The sequence below is a fragment of the Mongoliitalea daihaiensis genome (assembly GCF_021596945.1).
Classification (GTDB): domain Bacteria; phylum Bacteroidota; class Bacteroidia; order Cytophagales; family Cyclobacteriaceae; genus Mongoliitalea; species Mongoliitalea daihaiensis.
Genome location: NZ_CP063779.1, coordinates 2,115,982 through 2,137,083, shown reverse-complemented (window position 1 = coordinate 2,137,083; position 21,102 = coordinate 2,115,982). Strand labels below are relative to the sequence as shown.

General features: G+C 41.6%; 17 protein-coding genes and 4 tRNA genes. 3 read left to right on the top strand and 18 right to left on the bottom strand.

The window, feature by feature from the left end; all coding sequences use genetic code 11:
- Positions 1 to 11: 11 nt before the first annotated feature.
- From rpoC to IPZ59_RS09040, 13 genes are all read right to left on the bottom strand, one after another.
- On the bottom strand, positions 12 to 4,322 hold the full coding sequence (gene rpoC, locus IPZ59_RS09100) for a DNA-directed RNA polymerase subunit beta' (protein ID WP_236139543.1): 4,311 nt from the start codon (positions 4,320 to 4,322) through the stop codon (positions 12 to 14).
- A 47-nt stretch (positions 4,323 to 4,369) separates the two neighbouring features.
- The gene (rpoB, locus tag IPZ59_RS09095) at positions 4,370 to 8,245 is read right to left on the bottom strand and encodes a DNA-directed RNA polymerase subunit beta (protein ID WP_236139542.1); all 3,876 of its coding nucleotides are present in this window, start codon (positions 8,243 to 8,245) and stop codon (positions 4,370 to 4,372) included.
- Between the two features lie 159 nt (positions 8,246 to 8,404).
- Complete coding sequence (rplL, locus tag IPZ59_RS09090; protein WP_236139541.1) at positions 8,405 to 8,782, bottom strand: 50S ribosomal protein L7/L12; 378 nt, start codon at positions 8,780 to 8,782, stop codon at positions 8,405 to 8,407.
- 48 nt (positions 8,783 to 8,830) lie between these two features.
- On the bottom strand, positions 8,831 to 9,367 hold the full coding sequence (rplJ, locus tag IPZ59_RS09085) for a 50S ribosomal protein L10 (RefSeq protein ID WP_236139540.1): 537 nt from the start codon (positions 9,365 to 9,367) through the stop codon (positions 8,831 to 8,833).
- A gap of 2 nt (positions 9,368 to 9,369) precedes the next feature.
- Entirely contained in the window at positions 9,370 to 10,068 is a 699-nt protein-coding gene (rplA, locus tag IPZ59_RS09080) for a 50S ribosomal protein L1 (protein WP_236139539.1), read from the bottom strand.
- A 10-nt stretch (positions 10,069 to 10,078) separates the two neighbouring features.
- Positions 10,079 to 10,522 carry a 50S ribosomal protein L11 gene (gene rplK / locus IPZ59_RS09075; protein WP_236139538.1) on the bottom strand — a complete coding sequence of 148 codons (444 nt, stop codon included), beginning with the start codon at positions 10,520 to 10,522 and terminating at the stop codon, positions 10,079 to 10,081.
- A 3-nt stretch (positions 10,523 to 10,525) separates the two neighbouring features.
- Entirely contained in the window at positions 10,526 to 11,083 is a 558-nt protein-coding gene (nusG, locus tag IPZ59_RS09070; protein WP_236139537.1) for a transcription termination/antitermination protein NusG, read from the bottom strand.
- A gap of 17 nt (positions 11,084 to 11,100) precedes the next feature.
- On the bottom strand, positions 11,101 to 11,289 hold the full coding sequence (gene secE / locus IPZ59_RS09065) for a preprotein translocase subunit SecE (RefSeq protein WP_236139536.1): 189 nt from the start codon (positions 11,287 to 11,289) through the stop codon (positions 11,101 to 11,103).
- A gap of 16 nt (positions 11,290 to 11,305) precedes the next feature.
- Positions 11,306 to 11,376 (bottom strand) — tRNA-Trp (locus IPZ59_RS09060).
- Positions 11,377 to 11,489: 113 nt separating this feature from the next.
- The gene (tuf, locus tag IPZ59_RS09055; RefSeq protein WP_236139535.1) at positions 11,490 to 12,677 is read right to left on the bottom strand and encodes an elongation factor Tu; all 1,188 of its coding nucleotides are present in this window, start codon (positions 12,675 to 12,677) and stop codon (positions 11,490 to 11,492) included.
- A gap of 60 nt (positions 12,678 to 12,737) precedes the next feature.
- Positions 12,738 to 12,809 (bottom strand) — tRNA-Thr (locus tag IPZ59_RS09050).
- A gap of 29 nt (positions 12,810 to 12,838) precedes the next feature.
- A tRNA-Gly gene (locus IPZ59_RS09045) sits at positions 12,839 to 12,911 on the bottom strand.
- A 41-nt stretch (positions 12,912 to 12,952) separates the two neighbouring features.
- Positions 12,953 to 13,035 (bottom strand) — tRNA-Tyr (locus IPZ59_RS09040).
- A 324-nt stretch (positions 13,036 to 13,359) separates the two neighbouring features.
- On the opposite strand from IPZ59_RS09040, the gene IPZ59_RS09035 reads away from it, so the two are divergent.
- Both IPZ59_RS09035 and IPZ59_RS09030 read left to right on the top strand, forming a co-directional pair.
- Positions 13,360 to 14,124 (top strand): SDR family NAD(P)-dependent oxidoreductase, encoded by a 765-nt coding sequence (locus IPZ59_RS09035; RefSeq protein ID WP_236139534.1) that lies wholly within the window; start codon positions 13,360 to 13,362, stop codon positions 14,122 to 14,124.
- Between the two features lie 16 nt (positions 14,125 to 14,140).
- Entirely contained in the window at positions 14,141 to 14,902 is a 762-nt protein-coding gene (locus IPZ59_RS09030; RefSeq protein WP_236139533.1) for a M15 family metallopeptidase, read from the top strand.
- A gap of 636 nt (positions 14,903 to 15,538) precedes the next feature.
- Here IPZ59_RS09030 and IPZ59_RS09025 read toward each other — a convergent pair.
- The gene (locus tag IPZ59_RS09025) at positions 15,539 to 16,261 is read right to left on the bottom strand and encodes a head GIN domain-containing protein (protein WP_236139532.1); all 723 of its coding nucleotides are present in this window, start codon (positions 16,259 to 16,261) and stop codon (positions 15,539 to 15,541) included.
- 121 nt (positions 16,262 to 16,382) lie between these two features.
- Positions 16,383 to 17,756 carry a YncE family protein gene (locus IPZ59_RS09020; protein ID WP_236139531.1) on the bottom strand — a complete coding sequence of 458 codons (1,374 nt, stop codon included), beginning with the start codon at positions 17,754 to 17,756 and terminating at the stop codon, positions 16,383 to 16,385.
- Between the two features lie 87 nt (positions 17,757 to 17,843).
- Between IPZ59_RS09020 and IPZ59_RS09015 the strand changes: the two genes are divergently transcribed.
- Positions 17,844 to 19,706 (top strand): carboxypeptidase regulatory-like domain-containing protein, encoded by a 1,863-nt coding sequence (locus IPZ59_RS09015; protein WP_236139530.1) that lies wholly within the window; start codon positions 17,844 to 17,846, stop codon positions 19,704 to 19,706.
- A gap of 4 nt (positions 19,707 to 19,710) precedes the next feature.
- Here the strand turns inward: IPZ59_RS09015 and IPZ59_RS09010 are convergent, their stop codons facing one another.
- The 3 genes from IPZ59_RS09010 to IPZ59_RS09000 all read right to left on the bottom strand — a co-directional run bounded on the left by IPZ59_RS09010 (position 19,711) and on the right by IPZ59_RS09000 (position 21,051).
- The gene (locus IPZ59_RS09010) at positions 19,711 to 20,127 is read right to left on the bottom strand and encodes a hypothetical protein (RefSeq protein ID WP_236139529.1); all 417 of its coding nucleotides are present in this window, start codon (positions 20,125 to 20,127) and stop codon (positions 19,711 to 19,713) included.
- Between the two features lie 353 nt (positions 20,128 to 20,480).
- Positions 20,481 to 20,726 carry a ferritin family protein gene (locus tag IPZ59_RS09005; protein ID WP_236139528.1) on the bottom strand — a complete coding sequence of 82 codons (246 nt, stop codon included), beginning with the start codon at positions 20,724 to 20,726 and terminating at the stop codon, positions 20,481 to 20,483.
- Positions 20,727 to 20,799: 73 nt separating this feature from the next.
- Positions 20,800 to 21,051 (bottom strand): hypothetical protein, encoded by a 252-nt coding sequence (locus IPZ59_RS09000; RefSeq protein WP_236139527.1) that lies wholly within the window; start codon positions 21,049 to 21,051, stop codon positions 20,800 to 20,802.
- Positions 21,052 to 21,102 lie beyond the last annotated feature (51 nt).

Here is a 21,102-nt window from a genome sequence, read left to right as displayed (position 1 = left end):
TAGACGTTTATTTATTTAACAGCCTCTTTGGATTTTTTTGCTGTACGGTCTCTTTCATTTGTCATGCGGTCCATCTCCTCCAATGATCCTACGATCATGCTTTGGAACTTACGCTGACCTGTACCTGCAGGGATCAAATGACCTACAATTACGTTTTCTTTCAGACCCAATAGCTCATCACGCTTACCTCGGATAGCTGCCTCACTCAACACCTTCGTCGTCTCCTGGAAGGATGCTGCTGAAATAAAGCTTTCTGTACCCAATGATGCAGCAGTAATACCTTGCAAGGTTGGCTTGGAAACGGCAGTTTCAGCATCTCTTACTTGTACCAATTTCAAATCCTTACGCTTCAAGCTGGAATTTTCATCTCTCAACCTTCTGGAAGTAATGATCATCCCTGGCTTCAAGGTAGAAGAATCTCCTGCATCCATAACCACTTTTTTGTCTAGGATATTATCGTTTTCTTCTCTGAATGCCCATTTATCAACTACTTGATTTTGCAAGAAATTAGTATCACCTGCGTCCAAGATCTCTACTTTTTGCATCATTTGACTTACAATTACTTCGATGTGCTTATCGTTGATCTTCACACCTTGCAATCTGTAAACTTCCTGAATCTCATTCACCAAGTATTCCTGCACAGCAGTTGGTCCTTTGATGGATAGGATATCGTTTGGAGTGATGGCACCATCGGATAATGGCTCACCAGCTCTGATAAAGTCATTTTCCTGAACCAAGATATGCTTGGAAAGTGAAACCATGTAACGCTTTCTAACACCATCTCTGGATTCAATGAAGATTTCACGGTTACCTCGCTTGATACCACCATAAGTTACCACACCGTCGATTTCAGAAACCACCGCTGGATTGGATGGGTTTCTTGCCTCAAACAATTCTGTCACTCGTGGTAGACCACCCGTGATATCTCTAGTTTTACCTACAGAACGTGGGATTTTCACCAAGATTTGTCCAGCTTTCACTTTTTCACCTGCCTCAACAGCTAAGTGAGCTCCTACTGGAATGTTATACCCCTTAGACTCCTCACCATAGTTAACTACTACCGCTGGATTCTTAGTTTTATCTTTTGTATCAATGATTACTTTTTCTCTAAAGCCTGTTTGATCATCGGCAACTTCCTTAAAGGTGATGCCCTCTATGATCGCGTCAAACTCCACTTCTCCATCAAATTCGGAAAGAATAACCGCATTGTATGGATCCCAAGTACATAAAGAATCGCCTTTTGCAATTTTCTGACCATCCTGTACATTCAAGATCGCACCGTAAGGCACGTGATTAGACACAAGTGTTTTGCCAGACTTCGCATCGTTGATTCTGATTTCACCTGATCTACCCATGACGATAGAGATTTTCTCTCCATCTTTGTTGGTAGTTTCGATCCATCTCAATTCCTCTTCGAATTCAACTACCCCGTCAAACTTAGCGTTGATGCTCGCATCAACCGCCATGTTAGAAGCAGTACCACCAACGTGGAATGTTCTCAAGGTCAACTGTGTACCTGGCTCACCGATAGACTGTGCGGCAATTACACCCACAGACTCACCTGCCTGAACCATGGCTCCGGTAGCCAAGTTACGTCCATAACACTTACCGCAAACACCTCTACGGGTCTCACAGGTAAGAACAGAACGTATTTCAACTTCGTCAATAGCTGACTCATCTACTCTCTTAGCAATTTCTTCTGTAATTTCGATACCTGATGGGATCAATAATTCTTCGGAAATCGGATCGTACACATCGTGGACAGATACTCTACCAAGGATACGCTCAGAAAGTGGCTCCACAATCTCATCATTGTCTTTCAATGCAGAAACAACCAAACCTCTCAAAGTACCGCAATCCTCCTCAGAGATAATCATATCCTGAGCAACATCCACCAGTCGACGGGTTAGGTAACCCGCATCGGCAGTTTTCAATGCTGTATCTGCAAGACCTTTACGAGCACCGTGTGTAGAGATAAAGTATTCCAATACATCCAATCCTTCTTTAAAGTTGGATAGAATTGGGTTTTCAATGATCTCACCAACGGAACCTTGCAAGTTCTTTTGTGGCTTAGCCATCAAACCTCTCATACCACCCAACTGACGGATCTGCTCTCTAGAACCTCTAGCTCCAGAGTGCATCATCATGTAGATAGCATTAAATCCTTGCTTATCCTCCTCCATTTGCTTCATCAAAATGTTTGTCAAATTGGAGTTAGTTCTTGTCCAGATATCAATTACTTGATTGTAACGCTCGTTATCTGTAATAAGACCCATGTAGTAGTTGCTGGAGATTTGCTCCACCTCTTCTTTAGCCTTATTTACCAAGGTATCTTTTGCTTCCGGGATAATTACATCATTCAGACCCATTGAAAGTCCGCCTTGATAAGCCATTTGGAATCCAAGGTGTTTGATATCATCCAAGAATTGAGCTGTTCTAGCTACACCACAAATCTTCACTACTTCAGAGATGATTTGTTGTAGCTTTTTCTTCGTCAACAACTCGTTTACAAAACCTACCTCTTCTGGCACAAACTGATTGAAAATCAATCGTCCTGCAACTGTATCGATAATTTTTTCTGCAATCGTTCCATCTTCATTTCTCACCTTCACTTTACACTTGATGTGAGCATGCTTAGAAACTTGTCCTTCATTCATTGCGATGATGACCTCTTCTTCACCGTAGAAGGTCATCCCTTCACCGTCCACAATCTCTTCAGGAGTTGATTTCTTTCCTTTGGTTACGTAGTAAAGACCCAAAACCATGTCCTGAGAAGGTACCGTAATCGGTGCACCATTCGCAGGGTTTAAGATATTGTGAGAAGATAGCATCAAGGTGGAAGCTTCCAAAATCGCCTCATGACCCAACGGTACGTGTACCGCCATTTGGTCACCATCAAAGTCAGCGTTGAATGCAGTACATACCAATGGATGTAACTGAATCGCTTTTCCTTCGATCAACTTAGGCTGGAAAGCCTGAATCCCTAGTCTGTGAAGCGTTGGGGCACGGTTAAGCAACACAGGGTGTCCTTTCAACACGTTCTCCAAGATATCCCAAACTACAGGATCTTTTCTATCAACAATTTTCTTCGCAGACTTAACTGTCTTTACAATGCCTCTTTCAATCAACTTACGAATGATGAACGGCTTGAAAAGCTCAGCTGCCATATTTTTAGGAAGACCGCACTCGTGTAGTTTCAATTCAGGACCTACGACGATTACAGAACGTCCGGAGTAATCCACACGCTTCCCTAACAAGTTTTGACGGAAACGACCTTGCTTACCTTTCAACATATCGGAAAGTGATTTCAAGGCTCGGTTACCATCTGCTCTTACAGCATTTACTTTTCTTGAGTTATCAAATAAAGAATCTACAGCTTCCTGTAACATCCTTTTCTCATTTCTCAAAATTACTTCTGGCGCTTTGATATCAATCAAACGCTTCAAACGGTTGTTACGGATGATTACTCTTCTGTACAAATCGTTCAAATCGGAAGTTGCAAAACGACCTCCATCCAAAGGAACCAATGGTCTCAATTCTGGTGGAATGACAGGAACCATACGAACGACCATCCACTCTGGACGATTTTCAATACGTGTTCTTGCATCTCTAAAAGCTTCTACAACTTTCAAACGCTTCAATGCTTCTGCTTTTCTCTGCTGAGAAGTATCGGTAGCTGCCTGATGTCTCAAGCTGTAGGATAGATCATCCAAATCCAAACGAGCCAAAAGCATTTCAATCGCTTCTGCACCCATTTTGGCGATGAATTTATTTGGATCGTCATCATCAAGCATATGATTTTCCTTCGGAAGCTTGTCCATGATGTCCAAATACTCATCTTCAGTCAAAAAATCTAGGTACTGAATGCCGTCTTCTGCCTTGATACCAGCTTGAACAACAGCGTATCTTTCGTAATAAACAATTTGATCCAATTTCTTGGTAGGCAAACCTAACAAGTAACCGATTTTGTTTGGAAGCGACTTGAAGTACCAGATATGCGCTACAGGCACCACCAATTCGATGTGGCCCATACGCTCTCTTCTTACTTTCTTTTCAGTCACTTCAACACCACAACGGTCACAGATAATGCCCTTGTATCTTATGCGCTTGTACTTACCACAATGACACTCCCAATCTTTCACAGGACCGAAAATACGCTCACAGAACAATCCCCCCATTTCAGGCTTATAGGTTCTGTAATTGATTGTTTCGGGCTGCGTTACTTCACCGTGTGAACTATCCAGAATGGATTCTGGAGAGGCCAAACTAATGGTGACTCTGGAGAAGTCGTTGTTTAGTTTTTTGTTTTTTCTGAACGCCATAATTGTTGAAGAGTATGTTAAGGGCCTTGCGGCCCATTATTTTTGAATTAATCTAAGGTGATTTCAAGAGCCAAACCTCTCAATTCGTGAACCAATACGTTGAATGATTCAGGAATATTTGGTTTTGGAAGGTTTTCACCTTTTACAATAGCCTCATATGCTTTCGCTCTACCTACCACGTCATCAGATTTTACTGTCAAAATCTCCTGCAATACGTGGGAAGCACCGAAGGCCTCCAAAGCCCACACTTCCATCTCTCCAAATCGCTGACCACCAAACTGTGCTTTACCACCCAATGGTTGTTGTGTAATCAAAGAGTATGGTCCAATGGATCTTGCGTGCATCTTGTCATCTACCAAGTGACCCAATTTCAACATGTACGCTATACCTACTGTTACAGGCTGATCAAACATCTTACCGGACAAACCATCGTATAGATACGTTCTTCCGTAAGCTGGCAATCCTGCCGTATCCAATTCAGCGGCAACCTCTTCCATAGTAGCACCATCGAAGATAGGAGTAGCATATTTCTTGCCTAACTTGTAACCTGCCCACGCAAGAACTGTTTCGTAAATCTGTCCGATGTTCATTCGGGAAGGTACACCCAATGGATTCAATACAATGTCCATAGGAGTTCCGTCTTCCAAGAATGGCATATCCTCATCTCTTACGATTCTTGCCACGATACCTTTGTTACCGTGACGACCAGCCATCTTATCACCTACTTTAAGCTTACGCTTTTTAGCAATGTACACTTTAGCCAATTGTACGATACCTGCTGGTAACTCATCCCCTACTTCCAAGGTAAACTTGTCTCTCTTGAATCTGCCGGAAATTTCATTTCTGGAGTTCACGTAGTTTTTCACCAACTGCTGAACCAATGAATTTACCCGAGCATCTTCGGTCCAATCATCCAAGATGATATCCGAGATGAGGTTTGCCTCCTCAGGAACATTGTAGTTAGACTCATCTCTGTATGGGTTTTTCGCAGGGAATAGGTTTTGCTCTATATTCTTTGCGTTAAACTTCACACCTTTAGAGATAATTTCATCACCAAATTTATGCCTTACGCCACTAGAGGTTAATCCATCTAACAACGTAATCAATTTATTGATCATCCGTGCTCTAATGCCTAACAAGTCTTTGGCATACTTGCCCTTCAACTTCTCGACTTCAGCTTTTGCTTTCACGCGGAGATCCTTATCTTTCTTAGGTCTAGAAAATAGTTTGGTTTCAATTACCACACCATTCAAGGATGGAGAAGCTTTCAAGGAAGCATCTTTCACATCACCCGCTTTATCACCAAAGATTGCACGAAGCAACTTCTCTTCAGGAGTTGGATCGGTTTCTCCTTTTGGAGTGATTTTACCGATGATGATATCACCTTCTTTTACCTCAGCACCTACCCGGATAATACCATTCTCATCCAAATGCTTAACAGCTTCTTCAGATACGTTTGGAATTTCAGAAGTCAATTCTTCTTCCCCACGCTTCGTATCCCTTACTTCCAACTGAAACTCTTCAATGTGGATAGATGTAAAGATATCCTCGCGGACCACACGTTCAGAGATTACAATAGCATCCTCAAAGTTATACCCTTGCCAAGGCATGTAAGCCACTCTCAAGTTTTTACCTAACGCTAGTTCACCTCTATTGGTAGAATAGCCCTCTACTAATACCTGACCTTTAGTTACACGGTCTCCTTTCAACACCAAAGGTGTCAAGTTGATCGTAGTATCTTGGTTAGTTCTTCTGAACTTGATAAGGCTGTATGTTTTATATTCATCACTGAAGTTAACCAACAACTCGTCATCGGTCAAATCATACTTAATAGTGATTTTGGTAGCATCTACATATTCTACAACACCATTAGCTTCTGCCAATACCAATGCTCTAGAATCTCTAGCAGCTTTACCTTCCAAGCCTGTACCCACATAAGGGGATTCCGGTCTCAACAAAGGAACTGCCTGACGTTGCATGTTGGATCCCATCAAGGCTCTGTTTGCATCATCATGCTCCAAGAAAGGAATCAACGAAGCTGCAACAGATACAATTTGATTTGGGGCCACGTCCATGTAATTGATCTCATCAGGAGTCAATACAGGGAAATCACCTTCCAAACGTGCTTTTACACGCTCATTGATAAAACCTCCTTTGTCATCCAATGGAGCATTTGCCTGAGCAATGTTATTATTATCTTCTTCTTCAGCAGTCAGGAATACGATGTCATTTGGATCCATGCTCACCTTTCCAGCCGCTACTTTTCTGTAAGGAGTTTCCAAGAATCCCATGGAATTGACCTTCGCATGTACACACAAAGAAGAGATCAAACCAATGTTAGGACCTTCTGGCGTTTCAATCGTACACAAACGACCATAGTGCGTATAGTGAACGTCACGAACCTCAAAACCTGCACGCTCTCTAGAAAGACCACCTGGCCCAAGGGCAGATAATCTTCTCTTATGGGTCAGTTCAGCCAATGGGTTGGTCTGATCCATAAACTGAGATAGCTGATTGGTTCCGAAGAAGGAATTGATCACAGATGAAAGCGTACGTGCATTGATCAAGTCAACTGGTTTGAAGTCTTCGTTGTCACGAACATTCATACGCTCACGGATTGTTCTTGACATTCTTGCAAGACCAACACCAAACTGGCTGTACAATTGCTCACCAACCGTACGTACTCTTCTGTTAGAAAGGTGATCAATATCATCTACAACAGCCTTGGAATTGATCAAACCGATCAAGTACTTCACGATGTTGATGATATCTTCCGTGGTCAATACAATTTTCTCAGGATCGATGCTCAATCCAAGTTTTTTATTAATTCTGTATCGGCCCACTTCCCCTAAGTCATAACGTTTGTCAGAGAAGAACAATCCATGGATTACTTCTCTAGCAGTCGCCTCATCAGGAGCTTCGGTATTTCTCAATTGACGATAAATCACCTCTACAGCTTCTTTTTCCGAATTGGAATTATCCTTCTGAAGGGTGTTATATATAATGGAAAAATCGGCAACGTTAACATCTTCTCTGTGAAGGATGATGGACTTCGCACCAGAATCCAAAATCAATTCAATATCTTCTTCGGTCAAGATGGAATCTCTTTCCAATAGAACTTCATTTCTATCAATAGAGACCACTTCACCTGTATCTTCATCCACAAAATCTTCCACCCAAGTTTTAAGAACACGGGCAGCTAATTTTCTTCCAGCAATTTTCTTTAAACTTCCTTTAGTGGCTTCGATTTCTTCAGATAAACCAAAAAGGTCAAGAATCTCTTTATCAGAACCATAACCAATGGCTCTTAAAAGCGTGGTAACTGGGAATTTTTTCTTACGATCGATGTAAGCATACATGACATTATTGATGTCAGTTGCAAATTCAATCCAGCTCCCTTTGAAAGGAATAATTCTGGCAGAATAAAGTTTGGTTCCATTGGTATGCTTCGATTGAGCAAAAAATACACCTGGAGATCTATGTAACTGAGAAACGATGACACGTTCCGCTCCATTGATCACGAAAGAACCCTTTTCAGTCATGTAAGGAAGATTTCCCAAGAACACCTCTTGTTCGATGGTTTCAAAATCTTCATTATCCTCATCATGACAAAGCAACCTAAGTTTAGCTTTTAAAGGCACTGAGTAAGTCAAGCCTCTATCTATACACTCCTCTACAGAGTATTTTGGTGGATCTACCGCGTAGTCAATAAATTCAAGGGTAAAGTTTTCTCTGGAGTCACTTATTGGAAAGTTCTCAGAAAACACCTTGAATAAACCATCCTGTCGTCTTCTTTCAGCAGGAGTATCCAATTGGAAAAAATCTTTAAAAGATTGTAATTGGATATCAAGGAAATCCGGATAGTCTTTGACTACCTTAATAGATGAGAAACTTTTCCTTTCGGTTTGATTCTGGATAGCCAAGGCAGTTTTTGTTTTAGTGATAATTTTTAACCAAATACGACAATTGTCGCTAGAAATAGTGCAATTTTAATCCTGAGCACAAACAGGAAAAGACCTGACTCAAAAAGTCAGGTCTATCCTCTTAACCTTAACCTATAAAACAGGCAAAGGTTAATCAAATTATTTTACTTCTACTTCAGCTCCAGCTTCTTCTAGAGACTTTTTCAAAGCATCTGCTTCGTCCTTAGCAACGCCTTCTTTCACAGCTTTAGGAGCACCATCCACTAGTTCTTTCGCTTCTTTCAAGCCAAGACCAGTCAATTCTTTCACAAGCTTCACTACTGCAAGCTTTTGAGCACCAGCAGCTTTCAAGATAACGTCAAATGAAGTCTTCTCTTCAACTTCAGGAGCACCAGCACCAGCACCAGGACCGGCAACAGCAACAGCTGCAGCAGCTGGTTCGATACCATACTCATCTTTAAGGATATCAGCTAACTCTTTTACCTCTTTTACAGTCAAGTTTACCAACTGATCAGCAAGTTGTTTAAGATCTGCCATTGTATTAAATATTTAAATTGTTGATTTTTTACTAAATGATTAAATTGATTATTCTCTTTCAGAAAGCGTTTTCACAAGTCCTGCGATCGTATTTGGTCCACTCTGAAGAGCAGAGACCAAGTTGGTCATTGGAGCCTGTAGCAAGCCGATAACATCACCAATAAGTTCATTTTTGGACTTAAGGTTAGATAACAACTCTAAATTAGCCTCTCCAACAAATACATCTGAATCGATGTAAGCACCTTTGAATACTGGACGCGTTTCCTTCTTACCACGCTTCTTTCTGAAATCTAGAAGAACTTTTGCAGGTAAATTACTTACCTCTTTTGAAAACAAGATACCTGAGGAACCCTTCAATACTTGATCGGCGAAATCACCGTAATCACCATCTAGGTTTTCCAAAGCTTTCTTGATTAAGGTGTTCTTGTACACTTTGTACTCGATCCCTTTGTCATAACAAGCTCTTCTGAAAGCATTAACGTCAGCTACTGAGAACCCTGCTGCATCTGTAATGTAGAAATAAGGGGTTTCTTTGAACTTCTCGGTAAGACTTTCGATTATTTGTAATTTTTCTTCTCTAGTCATGATTAAATACCTTGAATGCTTGCCTTATCTACTTTAACACCAGGAGACATTGTACTTGATAAGTGAATGCTCTTGAAATATGTACCCTTCGATGAAGATGGCTTCAACTTAGAAATAGTAGCGATAAGTTCTTTTACATTGTCCTGAATTTGTTCAGGTGTAAAGGAAACCTTACCAATGCCTGCATGAATGATTCCGAATTTATCGACTTTGAAATCAATTTTACCTGCTTTCACTTCTTTCACAGCTTTACCAACCTCTAGGGTTACAGTACCTGATTTTGGGTTAGGCATCAAGCCTCTAGGTCCCAAAACTCTACCAAGTCTACCGACTTTTGCCATGACGTTTGGCATAGTGATGATTACATCAACATCTGTCCAACCGCCTTCGATTTTTGCAATAAAATCATCTAGACCTACGAAATCTGCACCAGCTTCTTTTGCTTCTTGTTCCTTGTCAGGAGTGCAAAGTACAAGTACTTTAACATCCTTACCAGTTCCATGCGGAAGAGCTACCACACCTCTCACCATTTGATCTGCTTTACGTGGATCAACGCCCAAACGAACGTCTACATCTACTGAAGCATCAAACTTAGTCAGTGTGATATCTTTTACGATTTTAGAAGCATCCTCTAAGGAGTACTGCTGGCTTGGGTCGTACTTAGAAAGAGCTTCTTTTTGCTTTTTTGTTAACTTAGCCATAGTTTTTTATTTATTCCTCCCAAGGGGCTTTTCCAGAAACAGTGATACCCATACTTCTAGCGGTACCTGCAATCATTTTCATGGCAGATTCCACTTTGAAAGCGTTTAGGTCAGGCATTTTCACTTCAGCAATCTCCTTAACTTGATCCCATGTTACGGATCCTACTTTTTTTCTGTTTGGTTCAGCAGAACCACTCTTCACTTTCGCAGCTTCCAACAGCATATTTGCAGCTGGAGGAGTTTTTACTACGAATTCAAAGGATTTGTCAGAAAAAACAGTAATCAAGACAGGCAATACCTGACCCATTTTATCTTGGGTACGGGCATTAAATTGCTTACAGAACTCCATGATGTTCAAACCCTTGGAACCAAGAGCAGGACCTACCGGAGGTGAAGGATTAGCCTGGCCACCTTTCACTTGTAATTTCACATAACCAGTGATTTCCTTAGCCATTTCTTAATCTTGTTTTTCTACTTGTATAAAGTTTAATTCAACAGGCGTGTTTCGACCGAAAATCTTAACCATAACGTTAAGCTTTTTCTTATCTTCAAACACTTCCTCAATTGTACCCGAGAATCCACTAAAGGGACCGTCCATTACTTTAACGGTCTCCCCTACTATAAATGGAGTATCCAATTTCTCAGCAAACTCATCAATCTCCTCAACACGACCTAAGATCCTATTGACTTCTGATTGTCGTAATGGTTCAGGGGTTTTGGAAGCTCCCCCCTGGTTTGATCCAAGAAATCCGATTACACCCGGTATGCTTGTAATTACGTGATTAGCCTCACCATTAGTCAAATCCGCATGAACCAAAACATAGCCAGGAAAGAAATTTCTCTCTCTGACTCGCTTTTTGCCATTGCGCATCTCGTAAACTTTCTCGGAAGGAATCAAAACTTCGGGAATAAAATCCTCGAGTTTATTCCGGACAATTTCATTATCCAAGTATGACTTGGCTTTTTTCTCTTGTCCAGCTACCACCCGCAGTACGTACCACTTATGTTCAGCCATCAGTAAATTTTATGCGATTAGAATAAGTCGTAAAACCACTTCATCAAATTTTCGAAGCCTAAATCAATTATACCTATTACCAAGGCAAATATTAATGAGGCAACCAGCACCAAAACAGCACTGTTCTGTAGAAATGAATACGTAGGCCAAGTGACCTTGTTTTTCATCTCATCAATCGACTCTATGACAAAATTTTTAACGTTCATGGTTTTACTCTATTTGCACGGGCAGAGAGATTCGAACTCCCATCAACGGTTTTGGAGACCGCTATTCTGCCATTGAACTATGCCCGTAGATTAATTTGAGCCCAAAAGGGACTGCAAAAGTATTGATAATACCTTTAAGAAACAAATGCGACCCTAAGAAATTTTAGGATCGCATTTAATTATTTATGATAAACTTCGGATTAGTCCAAAATTTCGGTTACCTGACCAGCACCTACTGTTCTACCACCCTCACGGATAGCGAAACGTAGACCTTTTTCCAAAGCAACAGCGTTTAACAAATTTACCTCAATGGTAACGTTATCACCTGGCATAACCATTTCAACGTTCTCAGGAAGTTTAATCTCACCTGTTACGTCAGTAGTTCTTAAATAGAACTGTGGACGATATTTGTTAAAGAATGGCGTATGACGACCACCTTCTTCTTTAGAAAGTACGTAAACCTCAGCGTTGAAGTGAGCATGTGGCTTCACAGAACCTGGCTTACAGATAATCATACCTCTTCTGATTTGAGACTTTTCAATACCTCTCAACAATAGACCAACGTTGTCACCCGCTTCACCTCTGTCAAGGATCTTACGGAACATTTCAACACCAGTTACAGTAGACTTCAGCCCTTGAGCACCCATACCGATAATATCTACAGGATCACCAGAGTTGATAACACCTCTTTCGATTCTACCAGTAGCTACAGTTCCACGACCAGTAATAGAGAATACGTCTTCAACAGGCATCAAGAAATCTTTGTCTACCAAACGCTCAGGAAGTGGAATGTGGTTATCCACAGCGTCCATCAATTCCATGATTTTATCTTCCCACTGTGCTTCACCATTCAAACCACCAAGGGCAGAACCAGCGATTACAGGAATGTTGTCTCCATCGAAATCGTAGAAAGAAAGCAATTCTCTTACTTCCATCTCAACAAGTTCCAATAGCTCAGGATCATCTACCATATCCACTTTGTTCAAGAACACAACAAGTGCAGGTACACCTACTTGACGAGCAAGAAGAATGTGCTCTCTTGTTTGTGGCATTGGTCCGTCAGTTGCAGCTACTACAAGAATAGCGCCATCCATCTGAGCAGCACCAGTTACCATGTTCTTAACGTAGTCAGCGTGACCTGGACAATCTACGTGCGCGTAGTGTCTTGATTCAGTCTGATACTCTACGTGTGATGTGTTGATAGTGATACCTCTTTCTTTTTCTTCTGGAGCGTTGTCGATAGAAGAGAAATCTCTTAGTTCAGAAAGACCTTTTTTGGCCAATACTGTTGTAATGGCAGCAGTCAAAGTTGTCTTTCCATGGTCTACGTGACCAATCGTACCAACGTTTACGTGTGGTTTGGAACGGTCAAAGGTTGCTTTTGCCATGTGTGAAAATCCTCTGTTTTAGTTAAAGATATAGATAAGTAAATTTTTCTATGTTGTCAGAGCCAACGACGGGATTTGAACCCGTGACCCCTTCCTTACCAAGGAAGTACTCTACCCCTGAGCTACGTCGGCTTAAACTTAGACATGCTGTAAAAGCATAGAGCGGGAGACGAGGCTCGAACCCGCGACCTGCAGCTTGGAAGGCTGCCGCTCTACCAACTGAGCTACTCCCGCTTTTGAACTTATGTTTCCTTTCAGAAACTGTATGTAAGTCGTGGGGGAAACAGGATTCGAACCTGTGAAGACATAAGTCAACGGATTTACAGTCCGTCCCAGTTGGCCGCTTTGGTATTCCCCCAACTGATTTCCATTAAGAATTCTTTGTTTTAGATGTCTTAACGGATGGCAAAATTATATCCTTTTCTGAAACATTCAAAATTCTATCAAAAATTTTAAGATGAATTTTAATGCATTACTAATAAGTCTTACACTATCAGCAGATTAAATTTTAAATCTGTTGCAAAAATAAGTGAAATATCTCGGATTGTAACCAATTACATGTTCAGTTAACCCCATAATCTTCACAAAATCTCAAGAATCATTCCGCTAGTTTAAAACCTTCTGATATTTTTGTATCTTACCAAAAGTGGGTAAACCCATTTAAACATATCCTCCTTGAAATATGACTAGAAAAATTGCATTCATCACAGGTGCAACCTCCGGCATAGGTTGGTCTACTGCCATTTCTCTCGCTCAAATCGGCTATAACATTATTGCTACAGGTCGAAGATTGGAACGCTTGCAAGCGTTAGAAAAAGAACTTCGTCTAGAAGGTGCGGATTGCTTAAAACTATGCTTTGATGTGAGGGATAAACAAGATGTACAGGAGACCATTGCTACCATACCTGCTCATTGGCAACTCATTGATGTCCTAGTCAACAATGCTGGCAATGCCCATGGATTAGACCCTATCCAACAAGGCTCCGTCGAGGACTGGGACGCCATGATTGATATCAATGTCAAAGGACTCTTATATGTGTCCAAAGCTATCATGCCTTGGATGATCGTACGAGCCCAAGGGACCATCGTCAATATAGGATCTATTGCAGGAAAAGAAGTCTATCCCAACGGAAATGTTTATTGCGCCTCCAAACACGCGGTTGATGCCATCACGAATGGAATGCGCATGGACCTGAATCCATTCGGCATCCGTGTTATTGGAGTCCACCCAGGCTTGGTAGAGACAGAATTCTCCCTTGTTCGCTTCAAAGGTGATAGCGAGCGTGCACAAACAGTGTATCAGGGATACCAACCCTTAACTCCCGAAGATATTGCGGAGACCATCGCCTTCGCCGTAAGTAGACCTCCGCATGTGGTATTGGCGGATATCGTTATGCTTCCCACTGCCCAAGCTTCTGCTACCGTTATCAAGAAAAATCTTCCTTAACAGATCTCCCAAACTTATGAATGCTTCCATCCGTACCCTCACTCTCCTGTCCCTGATCCTTCTTTTTGCCTGCGAAACTAAAATGACTGAAACCACTGCCACTGGTGTGGACTTCAATGATTTGGTCAGCATTGGTGATGAGCAGTTTCAAATAGTAGATCAAGTAGGCGCACTCGAACAAAGCCTTATAGATGCCGGCTTAGTGGATGTAGAAGCAGTTATATCAGGAATTTTTGTTGACTTGAAATATTCTACCGAAGACAATTTCTTCGGCAAGGATGTATACGGTGATCTCTACAGATGCTATGTTCAGCCAATAGTCGCCGATATGTTGAAAAAAGCGCATGAAAAACTCCAAGAGGAACACCCCGAGCTAACTTTCTTAGTTTACGATGGGGTACGACCTGTACGGGTGCAACAAATTCTGTGGGACAACCTAGACAAGCCCGATAGCATCAAGCCCCTGTATGTAGCCGACCCAAAAGTTGGAGGCCTACACAATTACGGTGTAGCTGTAGACCTGACCTTAGCCTATCGAGAAACAGGAGAAGCGTTGGATATGGGTACACCCTTTGACTTTTTTGGCTATCCTGCCTACCCTGACCGAGAGCAACAGATGCTCCGTGAAGGCAAAATTACCCAAGAACATATCAATAACCGAGAAATTCTCCGCAAAGTCATGCAATACGGTGGCTTCACTGGCATAGGTTCCGAATGGTGGCATTTCAATGCTTTTTCTAGGAAGGAAGCGGCAGAGAGATTTGGGTTGGTGAAGTGAGAAGCGAGATGCGAGATACTAGAGTTTAGACTCAAGAGCCAGGAATTCGATTGGGATAAAAGAGGAAATGGGGGATTTTGAATTTTAGATTTTAGATCTTAGATTTTAGATTTTAGATTTTAGATTTTTGTCCCGCTAGCTATCAGAATTTGATTTTGCATTTGTGGTAATCTTGAAGTTTTGCGCTCAAATTTCAAAAACAACTCAGCAACAGAATCAAACTCATGAATAAGCAAACCAACAGTCATAAAAAAAATCCTTGAAATCTGCGTAATCTGTGGACTAATGGATTTTAGATTTTTGTCCCGCTAGCTATCAGAATTTGATTTTGCATTTGTGGTAATCTTGAAGCTTTGTACCCAAATTTCAAAAACAACTCAGCAACAGAATCAAACTCATGAATAAGCAAACCAACAGTCATAAAAAAAATCCTTGAAATCTGCGTAATCTGTGGACTAATGGATTTTTTTCTTAAATCTAATTTCACTTTCTTGTTTCTTGCTTCTTGGCTCTTGAGTCTAATTTCACTTTCTTGTTTCTTGCTTCTTGGCTCTTGAGTCTAATTTCTTCCTTCTTGTATTTTGCTAGACTCTCGTTTCTAGCTTCTCGCATCTAAAATCATCCCTCATCCTTTCCCTAATTCCTATTCACTTTGCCTATCCCAGAAACCTTCTCACGAATAACCGTAGGATTGCCTTTGTAGGATACAGTGCCAATACCGCTCATCTCGAGGGAAAGCTCTCCTGTACAATGGATTGCTACCGAACCAATCCCGCTACTTTGTACCTCGCAATCTTGGACAATTAACTTAGAAGCATCAATTGAACCGACCCCTTCATTCTTTAACACTAATCGCTCCGCTTCACCCCATAACTCCAACTTTCCGACAAAATTCAAGGCAGCATCCACCTGGGCAGCATCCAATTCCAACTCAAGATTACCTACTCCATTCCCTACAATGGTAAAATCCCTTAGTGCCAACTGTTGCGTGGATTTGATTTGCCCTGCTCCCTCAAACTCCAATTTTTCTAACTGATGAACGGTCAAACTCACCTTCAAATCATCGCCAAATTTCACTTCATTTTTTGGACGCTTTAAAAAAATCGTTAACACATCCCCCTCTTGACTCACCTCCACCAAATCGACCAAACCCTCTGCCCCACTTACCTCCAAGGATGCATCATCTCCCTGTGAAAGATACATGTCAAAGGCTCCTTTCATCACCACCTGCTTGAAATCTCCTACATCGAATTCCTTGGAAGCCATTTTCCAATCATACGTTTTCTCGCTTGTTTTCACTTCACAGCTCACTCCTACCAAAATCATGGCTAGGAAATATAAAATCATACTTTTCTTCATGGTTGTTTGTTTAAAAATGATACAAAACTGTTCTTTACTGAACATTCAATGACTTTTTCGGGCCTTGAACAAGGGAATATATTGAAAAATTAGGAATAACAAAAAACCATCCTTCCCTGCCCTACACAGGAAAGGTCAAAATAGACCAAGTTGGCTTGACACCTTCCAACTCTTTGGTTTTTTCCAAAATGAAGAAGTTTTTCTCCTCTCGGTCAAAAAAGCCCGTAAAAATATCCGTTCCAAGCTCCTCAACCTGTCCATTGACTACTCTCAATATTTTGGGAAGTACTGTACTGGATACGATCTGATAAGAACTGGAATAGATTGATAAAATAGGCTGAGCTGAAGTGGGAAATGAGCGTTCAAAATTGACATCATGTACCGCATAAATTCTCGGCGTCTTGACACCATGAGCTATAAAAACAAAAGGATTTGGTGCTGGAATTTTCGTCAGATACCTAAGATCACGGATCTGCTCATCGGTAAACTGAAACACATTTCCTGTACGAGTAAAGAAACGTTCTCCGGAGGGGTCAAACCATGTTTTCCCACCAAATCTATGCTCCCCATGATACGGAGAATCGTACCGAAGATGAGCCCAGCCTTCTTGTATGCTAAACTTGTACACATCATCTGGAGAAATTACCGTACTGGCCAATAACAAATAATCCCCACTTGGGTGCACACTGATGGAGGCATTGCTATAAATCGGTGCCATGTACGAATACCCTTCCTCAGTACCTAAGGCATTGACACAGTAAATCTGTGAATGCTGCTCCTGTGATGCAGTGGCATATATCCAATGATTAGGGGCAATCGCAATATCATGAAGTTTGAAGGGAAAAGACCTTCGGCGAATGAGTTGCCCGGAAGGAAGCTCTAAATATGAAAAAGCAGATTCATGCCCAACTACCAAACGTTCGCCTGAAGGGTGAATTGATAACTTGATTCCTTGAATTTCCAACGGAATACTACGAACTGTCTGCCCCACTGGGTCAATTTCCAGCAGCTGTCTGTTATCTGACAAAGCCCAAATCCTATCACGATGTGAATCGTAAACTGCATCTGTGATTTGCACATCCAAACTCCAACGCTTTTGTTGGGACGCGACAGCGACAATTTCTATCTCACGGGCAACTTTATCCTCAGCTTTCAACGTCAGAAGCCCTTGGAATACTTGTTCATTGGCAGGCACATTGATCAACCAAACCTCTGCTTCCACTATTCCATTGGCAGGCAACAGCCCTCCAAAGGGTGAACTGATGATCTGATTGGAAGAAGACTCCAAAGACCAGCTCACTGGCTGATTGCTAGTATTGAAAATGGTGAGCTTTTTCCGCTGTACCAAGCTCTCAAAAAGCAATTGCTCATGACTGACGTCCAATCGCTCACTTCCCTCCCATGAATCCATATCTGGACCGCAAGCATACAAGAAGGATATGCAGAGGAAAATGCATCCTACAATAGTCCAAGAAGTGCATTTAGTAAAATTCATAGGTGAGATTTAATTTTTTTTGAATACACACGGTAAATATAGTTGGATTAGTTTTACATTTGATGCTCAGTCCCAAACAAATTTCTCATGATACGTGCGCTGCGCTCTCGTCCACTCCTTGCTTTGTTTGTCATGATTTTCTTTTTCGCATGCGATGAAGAGCAAAATGACCCCAAAATCTTTGGTCAACTGACCGGAATTATCAGCAATGAGGCGGGGATGCTGATCCAAGGCGCAACTGTGGAAATTAAGAATTCCAAGTTTCAGGCAAGTGCCCAAACCAACGGGGAGGGTATCTATTTTTTCGACCGGGTGCCAGTAGGAGAATACGACTTGACCTTGTCTGCCACTTCTTACATTTCCTCCACGATCTCGGTACAAATTCGAGAGAATGTAGTCAATGAAAAACATGTGGAACTTCAATTGGGAACCGTACAACTGACCGTTGAGACGGAAGCTATCCGCGTAGGAATCCGCGAAGGGCTCGCTGAATTGACTATCACTTCCAACACCAACTGGAGAGCAAGTACCCCAGTCAGTTGGATCAGCTTCGAGACAGCAGAAGGTCAAGGAGATAAAACCATTAAATTCACTTACGAAGAAAATACAACCGACGATATCCGGGAAGCGATGATCGAAGTCAAGGCAGGCACTGTCACCCGCAGTGTCAAGATCACCCAAGACAAACCTATCAAGATCCAGGAAATCATTCCTGTCTTTGGAGAATCCATCAGTCAAACGCCGGCCAGCTTTGACTTGGTTTTTTCCGGCCCTATCACCATCCTTGAAATTCGCCCATTGATTAATTGGTGCTTGCCCAACTATACACCGTTTACGATGAACCCTAGCCGGACGGTCGTCAGCTACACGTACACCTGTGCACGTGCAGGCGGGCGCTACCCATTCATTATTGAATATAAGGATGATCAGGAAAACACCTATGTAGCAAACGTCGATGTGGATTTCTTTGATAAGCGTTTATCCTATGACGGACTTGTCATTGCTAAAGCAATGGTACCGGGAGAAGACAAAGTATGGATGCTCACTCGAGACCCCGCACGTGTACATTTGGTTGACCTCAAAGAACTCAAATTAGAACGCAGTATTACACTCAGTTCTAATAGGCCATGGAGCATTGCTATTAACCCTTTTAATCAACTCTTGTACATTGGCACACAGGAGGGGCGCATTTTAGCCTACCAGCAAGCTACAGGTGTGCTCGCCGAAACCATCACACTCCCTCCTGTGCCCTTTCAACCTCATGATAATTATTATGTGAATGAAATGGCCTTCACTACTGCCGGCAAGGCGATGATGGAGCTGTATCAAGTGGAGTCGAGTGGCATCACTTGGTTTATCATGGATAGCAAGCAAAACCATGCCATCAGCGAGCATGCCGACAAGGGCTGGGATGCGGGTCAACTCTATGAAATCTTGTTTCCTCGAACAGTTGCTTCGGATAAAAATCTGTATTTCTACGGCATAGGGGTAGATGATCGGGGACTGATGAAAATGGACGAGCAACTCACGCGCTTTAGTACGATTGCATCGGGAGTCAATGACCCCATGATCCGCAGTATGTTTGCCGACCGCACAAGCGAACGCTTTGTACTCCATGATGGAGATACTTACATTGTAGATAAGGGACAACGCATCGATTTAGGCTTCATTGGCATGAGTGGATTCAATGCTGATTTTTGCCGCAGCTGTAGCAGTTCTACCATAGCGCTGCTTGCCGGGATAGAAAACTCCCAACTTGAGTTTTACCACTATGGCCAAAAACAAGCGATCAAGCGATTTCCTACTGGCGGTGGTAGTTGGAGACAATTTTATCACAGTTTGGATGGGAAAGAAATTGTCTTTGAGTCTGGGGATTATGACTTCGCCCAATCCTCAGAAACCTTCCAAGGAAAATTGATTCAAATCGACATGAAGCGATTCAATCCCTAAAAACTCACCTATCGTTAACAATTCTTTGCAGGCGATAGACGTCCACCAAAGTATCGGCAGACCTCCGCAGAATCAGTTCCCCTCCTTGCTGATTGACCTGCCAGCTACCGTTGAGGAATAGGGACCAATCAAAGTCAGCGGTAAAAAAGCAGGCATTTTCGAAGATTATTCGATTTTCGGAGACCGTAAATGTCCCGTTGCAGATGGCCGGATAGCGATTGGGTCCACCGGTACCAGAAAAACTATTCCCTTCCAATAGCAAACCTATACTTGCGACCCCCAATGATTGTCCATCGACCATGCGCTCAAAAGTTCCGGTAAATTGTCCTTGCAGCAATGCTGGGTCCACGTCTTCTACATCGTTACAGGCCGCTAGACTCATCAAGAGCCCCAGTGTCAGCCAAGTGAATAATCGTTTCATTTCTTTCCAAGTTACTAATTGTAGACGGGAAAATTTATGGAAATGTCTTGAATAGACTAAAAAAAATCATTTACTAATACAATCAGCTTCCAAGATGTTTAATCGCAGCTTGAAAAAGTGTTGTTGAGATCATCAAGGGCTAAGTTATAGGGAAAAGCATTAATTTAATACACATGTTCAGATTTTAAAAAAATAAAGACACGTAGCTTTTATGTTTAATTACCATAAAAAAAGTCTTACCTGATCACCCCAATTCTTTATGTATTTAACTTTTAATGGTAAAATAAACCTATCAAATAGCCATAAAACTCTATCCTGAGCCGAAAATTTCAGGCTCCAGATTTTCAGGGGGATCAAAATTCACAGCCTTTCTCTATTCCTTTAAGAAACTCTTCCATATTTCGACTGTCAGTAAATCCCTTTCCCATCCATTCAAAAGACTCAAATTCATGATAGTCATGATCAATTTCAGAGTGGTATTCATGATAGTGTAACTTTGGCAATCCCCAATCCTTATGAACAAAATACTCATTAGAAATCAATTTTTGCCTTAAATGCTCTGGTACTCTTCGAGGAGTAAAAAAAGTTAGGTTTTGCAAAAACGACCGACCCAAACTGTTTGTAATTCATCGCGTCCAGATATAGGTAATTCAACTTTAGGTTTAAAGGTTTCTATCCATCTCCTATAGACAAGCTATCCAAATATTCATCCAAATCACTTTCGGAATCAAAAGAAGCAGAGGGTTCTTTACCAACTTCAAAAAACTGAACTAATCCAACCACACTATCAAAAACTCTAAAATGCTTTCCCTCATAATTGTAAATATAAATTTGTCTACTCTTCTCAAATCTAAAAAAAGTAAAGATTTCGATGGTCCTAGATGGCCTGATGTATTCTGTGTTGAAAGGTATGATTTTATTCATATTAGTAAATATACAAAAAAATAGTTTTTTGTAGACTATCGTCCGTGGTAC

Coding starts and splice junctions, on each gene's coding strand:
- rpoC (WP_236139543.1), bottom strand. CDS start 4,322: ATGGCGTTCAGAAAAAACAAAAAACTAAACAACGACTTCTCCAGAGTC.
- rplL (WP_236139541.1), bottom strand. CDS start 8,782: ATGGCAGATCTTAAACAACTTGCTGATCAGTTGGTAAACTTGACTGTA.
- rplJ (WP_236139540.1), bottom strand. CDS start 9,367: ATGACTAGAGAAGAAAAATTACAAATAATCGAAAGTCTTACCGAGAAG.
- rplA (WP_236139539.1), bottom strand. CDS start 10,068: ATGGCTAAGTTAACAAAAAAGCAAAAAGAAGCTCTTTCTAAGTACGAC.
- rplK (WP_236139538.1), bottom strand. CDS start 10,522: ATGGCTAAGGAAATCACTGGTTATGTGAAATTACAAGTGAAAGGTGGC.
- nusG (WP_236139537.1), bottom strand. CDS start 11,083: ATGGCTGAACATAAGTGGTACGTACTGCGGGTGGTAGCTGGACAAGAG.
- secE (WP_236139536.1), bottom strand. CDS start 11,289: ATGAACGTTAAAAATTTTGTCATAGAGTCGATTGATGAGATGAAAAAC.
- tuf (WP_236139535.1), bottom strand. CDS start 12,677: ATGGCAAAAGCAACCTTTGACCGTTCCAAACCACACGTAAACGTTGGT.
- IPZ59_RS09035 (WP_236139534.1), top strand. CDS start 13,360: ATGACTAGAAAAATTGCATTCATCACAGGTGCAACCTCCGGCATAGGT.
- IPZ59_RS09030 (WP_236139533.1), top strand. CDS start 14,141: ATGAATGCTTCCATCCGTACCCTCACTCTCCTGTCCCTGATCCTTCTT.
- IPZ59_RS09025 (WP_236139532.1), bottom strand. CDS start 16,261: ATGAAGAAAAGTATGATTTTATATTTCCTAGCCATGATTTTGGTAGGA.
- IPZ59_RS09020 (WP_236139531.1), bottom strand. CDS start 17,756: ATGAATTTTACTAAATGCACTTCTTGGACTATTGTAGGATGCATTTTC.
- IPZ59_RS09015 (WP_236139530.1), top strand. CDS start 17,844: ATGATACGTGCGCTGCGCTCTCGTCCACTCCTTGCTTTGTTTGTCATG.
- IPZ59_RS09010 (WP_236139529.1), bottom strand. CDS start 20,127: ATGAAACGATTATTCACTTGGCTGACACTGGGGCTCTTGATGAGTCTA.
- IPZ59_RS09000 (WP_236139527.1), bottom strand. CDS start 21,051: ATGAATAAAATCATACCTTTCAACACAGAATACATCAGGCCATCTAGG.